6 protein-coding genes are annotated in these 5,204 nt (G+C 29.2%); 3 read left to right on the plus strand and 3 right to left on the minus strand.

The window, feature by feature from the left end; translation table 11 throughout:
• The first annotated feature begins 53 nt into the window (after positions 1 to 53).
• Positions 54 to 1,427 (plus strand): cryptochrome/photolyase family protein, encoded by a 1,374-nt coding sequence (locus tag CD116_RS03200; protein ID WP_047531730.1) that lies wholly within the window; start codon positions 54 to 56, stop codon positions 1,425 to 1,427.
• Positions 1,428 to 1,498: 71 nt separating this feature from the next.
• Here the strand turns inward: CD116_RS03200 and CD116_RS03205 are convergent, their stop codons facing one another.
• The 3 genes from CD116_RS03205 to CD116_RS03215 all read right to left on the minus strand — a co-directional run bounded on the left by CD116_RS03205 (position 1,499) and on the right by CD116_RS03215 (position 3,012).
• A complete protein-coding gene (locus CD116_RS03205; protein ID WP_047551639.1) occupies positions 1,499 to 1,783 on the minus strand; it encodes a hypothetical protein in 285 nt (94 codons plus the stop codon).
• A complete protein-coding gene (locus tag CD116_RS03210) occupies positions 1,780 to 2,397 on the minus strand; it encodes a DUF1361 domain-containing protein (protein WP_047531734.1) in 618 nt (205 codons plus the stop codon). The genes CD116_RS03205 and CD116_RS03210 overlap by 4 nt, the downstream gene beginning before the upstream one ends.
• Positions 2,398 to 2,589: 192 nt before the next feature.
• Entirely contained in the window at positions 2,590 to 3,012 is a 423-nt protein-coding gene (locus tag CD116_RS03215) for a PPC domain-containing DNA-binding protein (RefSeq protein ID WP_047447914.1), read from the minus strand.
• Between the two features lie 208 nt (positions 3,013 to 3,220).
• Between CD116_RS03215 and norA the strand changes: the two genes are divergently transcribed.
• Together norA and CD116_RS03225 are read left to right on the plus strand one after the other, a co-directional pair.
• Positions 3,221 to 4,381 carry a multidrug efflux MFS transporter NorA gene (gene norA, locus CD116_RS03220; protein ID WP_047551642.1) on the plus strand — a complete coding sequence of 387 codons (1,161 nt, stop codon included), beginning with the start codon at positions 3,221 to 3,223 and terminating at the stop codon, positions 4,379 to 4,381.
• 297 nt (positions 4,382 to 4,678) lie between these two features.
• On the plus strand, positions 4,679 to 5,122 hold the full coding sequence (locus CD116_RS03225; RefSeq protein ID WP_047551644.1) for a hypothetical protein: 444 nt from the start codon (positions 4,679 to 4,681) through the stop codon (positions 5,120 to 5,122).
• Positions 5,123 to 5,204: the final 82 nt, after the last annotated feature.

Below are 5,204 nucleotides of genomic sequence, written 5' to 3' on the forward strand. Positions count from 1 at the left end.
AAAATAGTGATAAGATTGTGATAAAAATTATAGAAAATATAGGTGGTTAAAATATGGCAGTAGCTGTGCTATTGAATCGTATGTTTCGAACAGAGAACAATCCGTTATTTGAATATATATATCAACAAAAGGATACAATTAAATCATGTTATTTTATTATTGCTGAAGAGGACATGTCAACTGCATCTGAATTGAAAGCACGATTCTATCGTGGTACGATGCAACGTTTTTACCAATCATTATTAAATAAAGGCTTTATTCCATATGTACTTTCATATGAAAATATTATTTCGTTTTGTAAGCAAAATAAAATATCTGAAGTAGTAATAGCTGGAGATATTATGAGTTATCATCTTGAAGACTACGATATTTTACATCAACGTCCATATTTTGAAGAAGCCCATATTGAAATGACATTAGTGCGAGGAAATCATTATTTTAAAGCGAGTAAAACTATGAATCAACAAGGAGAGCCTTATAAAGTTTTTACAAGTTTTTATAAAAAATGGAGACCATATTTGCGAATTAGAGATGTTTATCATTATGATTTGTGTGAATTAAAAGACATTGTCATTGAAGCACCAAATGAATTAAACTTAAGAGATTTAAATGAAGGATCGTCTGAAAATATAGAGCAAGATAAATGGCAACATTTTTTAAATCATGAAATACAAAACTATGAAAATAATAGAGAGTATTTGCCTGAAGTTTTAACAAGTCAATTAAGTATTGCACTTGCGTATGGATTATTAGATATTATTGAAATTTTTAATGATTTACTTTCTCGTTATGAAGAAAATGAATCAAATTATGAATCATTTATTCGTGAACTTATTTTTAGAGAATTTTATTATGTTTTAATGACACAATTTCCAGAAACCGCACACCAATCATTTAAAGAAAAATATCGTCGAATTAAATGGTCAGATAATGAAGCGGATTTTGGTGCATGGTGTGATGGACAAACAGGATTTCCAATCATTGATGCAGCGATGATGGAATTACAACAAACCGGATTTATGCACAATAGGATGAGAATGGTTGTTTCACAATTTCTAACAAAAGATCTATTTATTGATTGGACTTTAGGAGAAAATTTCTTCAGAAAATATCTGATTGATTATGATGCTGCTTCCAATATTCATGGGTGGCAATGGTCAGCATCGACTGGAACTGATGCAGTACCATATTTTAGAATGTTTAATCCAATTAGACAGAGTGAGCGATTTGATCCTAGAGCTTTGTATATAAAAAAATATTTACCAATTTTAAATCCAGTAGATGCAAAATATTTACATGATACACATCATAATCAGTCTAAAATTATGGAACAAGGCGTTGAATTAGGTCATCATTATCCAAAGCAAATTGTGAATCACAAAGAAAAAAGGGAGCAAGTTTTAGCGAATTTTAAAGCAATCGATTAGTTATTGAATGAGGATAAAATAAAAAAGTCAACTAAGACAATTTTCATCTTAGTTGACTTTTTTTAAATAGATTATCGTAATAAGTCTGTAAACAGTGTGAAGTATAAAACGACATACTGTAAAAATGTGATGATATAAATATATTTAAGTCTAATTTTAATACATTGAGGTACTTGCCATTTAGGATATTGACGTTCAAAATAAAGCATTTGTTGTATAAAAACTCCTATACCGAGAGGAAGGAGCATAAGCATAATGCTTTTAGTGTAACTTAGACCTATATCATGCCATAGGTGACCAATAATCAATTGAAGAATAATGACTGAAATGATTAATACAATTATGTTTAGTGTCACTTTTTCAACCTCACTCCTTTACCGAATAATAGAATAGCTGCTTGCATAATTACCATATAACAAACAAAAACAGCAGTATTTAAGGTCAGACTTTCTAAAATATGGTTTAACACACGTAATGGTTCATTAAAGAAATAAACAGAGTGTAGACGTAAGAAGCGACCAATATAAATACCAAACCCATTTAAAAACATCAAACAGATAACAATGGTTCTATTAAGCCATTGGTGCGTTGTAAGTGTTAGAATTTCAAAATAAATCAAAATCATTACATAGACAGCTAAAAAAACGCCTAGTAATAAATACGTAAAGTATTTCCATTCGGTTAAATTAAGGCCAGCATAAAAATTAAATTGAAATTGGTTTAAGTGAATTAAGTCTGTGACCATATAAAATGTATTTGGTAATAATAGTACAAAAATAAAGCTATAAATGATGAAGAGAGGCCATTCATATTTTTTATTTGGTTTAAATAATCGTAAAAGAAGGCTCAACTCAAATGGTATATATGCTAAAAATACATTTAAAGTCATAAATTGAAATATTTTAGTCTCAAAAAGAGAAGCTATGAATAAGACTAAAAAGTATACTCTAGCGATGTATCTTGATTTCATAAATTGTAAACACTACTTTCTAATGTTAAAAAGTTATTAATGTGAATAAAACAGTTACAAATATTTACGTTGACTGTCGATGTTACGGTGAGTGAACACAATAACATATTTAGAAAGTAAATATATGTGAAACTATAATTAAGCACTAATGATAACTTGTAATATAATGTGATTCAACTAAAAAGTAATGTGTTATTTCGGGTCGAGTAAATTTAAACCGATATCTTCATTAAAAGAACGATGAATATCCATATCTGTATGAGTGATTACGATTTCAGCGGTCGCAGAAACAACGGCTTTAGATAAGTGACCACTATATGTTTGATAAGTTTGTGTGCCAAATGTTGCATGTAAATGGGCGAAATGTCCATTGTCTAAACGAGAAATATTACCCAATAGACTTGTAAGTTCTAGAGGTTCAGTGATATGACATTCTTCATATTCTTTTGTTGTTAAATTGAAAAATTTTAAAACGACATCATCACAGGCACCAATACCACTCACAGTGGCAAATTTTAAATTGTTTGTATCGGCGAAACGTGTAATAAATTCAACGATATCTTCACCTTTTTCTAATACGAGTAACGTGGTATGATTGTTTTTTTGCAATTTCATTATATATACAGCCCCTTATCCTTATTTGATTTTAATTATACAATTAAAAGTATAACAACGATAATTATAAAGGTTAAAATATTGTCAAATATAGTAATGTTGTAATACAATATAGAAACTTTTTACGAATAAAAAGCTTTAATTGCTGTTTTATGTGGAAAGGTTATAATAACAGTTTATTGATAGGGAATGAAAAAGAGGTGAGTATATGAACAAACAGATTATTGTTTTATATTTTAATATTTTCTTAATATTTTTAGGTATTGGTTTAGTCATACCAGTCTTACCTGTTTACTTAGAAGATTTGGGATTAACCGGAAGTGACTTAGGTCTTCTAGTTGCTGCTTTTGCTTTATCTCAAATGATTATATCGCCATTTGGTGGAACATTGGCGGACAAATTAGGTAAAAAGTTAATTATTTGTATTGGGTTAATTCTTTTTTCTGCTTCTGAATTTATGTTTGCAGTAGGACATAATTTCTCAATATTAATATTATCAAGAATTATTGGAGGTATGAGTGCTGGAATGGTTATGCCTGGTGTTACAGGCTTAATCGCTGATATTTCTCCGAGCCACCAAAAAGCAAAAAACTTTGGTTATATGTCCGCAATAATTAATTCAGGATTTATTTTAGGACCTGGCATAGGTGGTTTTATGGCAGAAGTATCACATCGCTTGCCATTTTATTTTGCGGGTGTATTAGGGATCGTGGCATTTATTATGTCCGTCATTTTAATTTATGATCCTAAAAAGTCAACGACTACGGGCTTCCAAAAATTAGAGCCACAGTTGTTAACGAAAATTAATTGGAAGGTATTTATTACACCGGCAATCTTAACGCTTGTGTTAGCCTTTGGTTTATCAGCATTTGAAACACTATTCTCACTATATACATCTTATAAAGTGAACTATACGCCTAAAGATATTTCAATTGCAATTACAGGTGGTGGTATATTTGGTGCCATATTCCAAATATATTTCTTTGATAAATTTATGAAATATTTTTCAGAACTAACGTTTATCGCATGGTCACTATTATATTCAGTAATTGTTTTAATCTTATTAGTCTTTGCAAATGGTTACTGGTCTATTATGATAATTAGTTTTATAGTCTTTATAGGTTTTGACATGATAAGACCTGCTATTACAAATTATTTTTCTAATATAGCAGGAGATAGACAAGGATTTGCTGGTGGATTAAACTCTACATTTACGAGTATGGGGAACTTTATTGGTCCATTAATCGCAGGTGCACTATTTGATGTACACATAGAAGCTCCGATTTATATGGCAATTGCAGTTTCGTTAGCAGGAATTATTATTGTTTTGATAGAAAAGCATCATAGAACGAAATTGAAGCAATATTAATTATAGTATCATGTCGAAAAATTATTTAAATATGGTTTGAGTTAGTATAACAATACAGAATTAGCATCAATTTTCTTGAAATTTTAATTAAGAAAATTGATGCTTTATATTTATAAAGATTCAATTTTTTAGAATGTTTTAGTCTTTTAATTTAAATGTTACATGTAACAAAAAATGATATTGAGTAATAATCATGTTACAAATATTACATTCTTTTTAAATTGCAATCCACTTACCTATTTGCATAACAGTCTTATGTTAAGATGTAAAAAAAGAGTAAGGAAATGTGGGTAGGGGATGACTTTTAAAAATGTGTTTTTAAGTATTGTCGCAATCATATTAACAGTGTGCCTACTAGGTTTACTAGTATTGGCGACAAATCAAGAAGCGCTTGCTAAAGTGCATAAAACGATAAATACGCTTCATAAAATAAATGTTTCAGATGAGGATAATAATAAAAAGACTATTGATATTTTCAATGTTCATACGGCTAAAGCTTCTGAATTAAAAAATGATACTAATAAGAAAAATGATTTGTATGCTAATCACACAAATATGTTTAATGAACAAGAATGTCAGGTTATCGCTGAGCGTTATGCGCATAAGCATATGAATGATAATTATCAATTAGAAAGAGTTACGAAAATACATCAAGGATTTAATTATATTTATTCAAATGGAAATCCAAAGGGAAAAGAACATGTAAATATATCTAATCAAGGTGTTCTGTTAATGAAATAATACAAGAGCTTGAGACATTAAGTTCTTAAGGCAATGTAAAAAAGCTGATTTCTATTAATTATTTGATAGAAATCAGCTTTTT

It is taken from the genome of Staphylococcus schweitzeri (genome assembly GCF_002902405.1).
Taxonomy (GTDB): Bacteria; Bacillota; Bacilli; order Staphylococcales; family Staphylococcaceae; genus Staphylococcus; species Staphylococcus schweitzeri.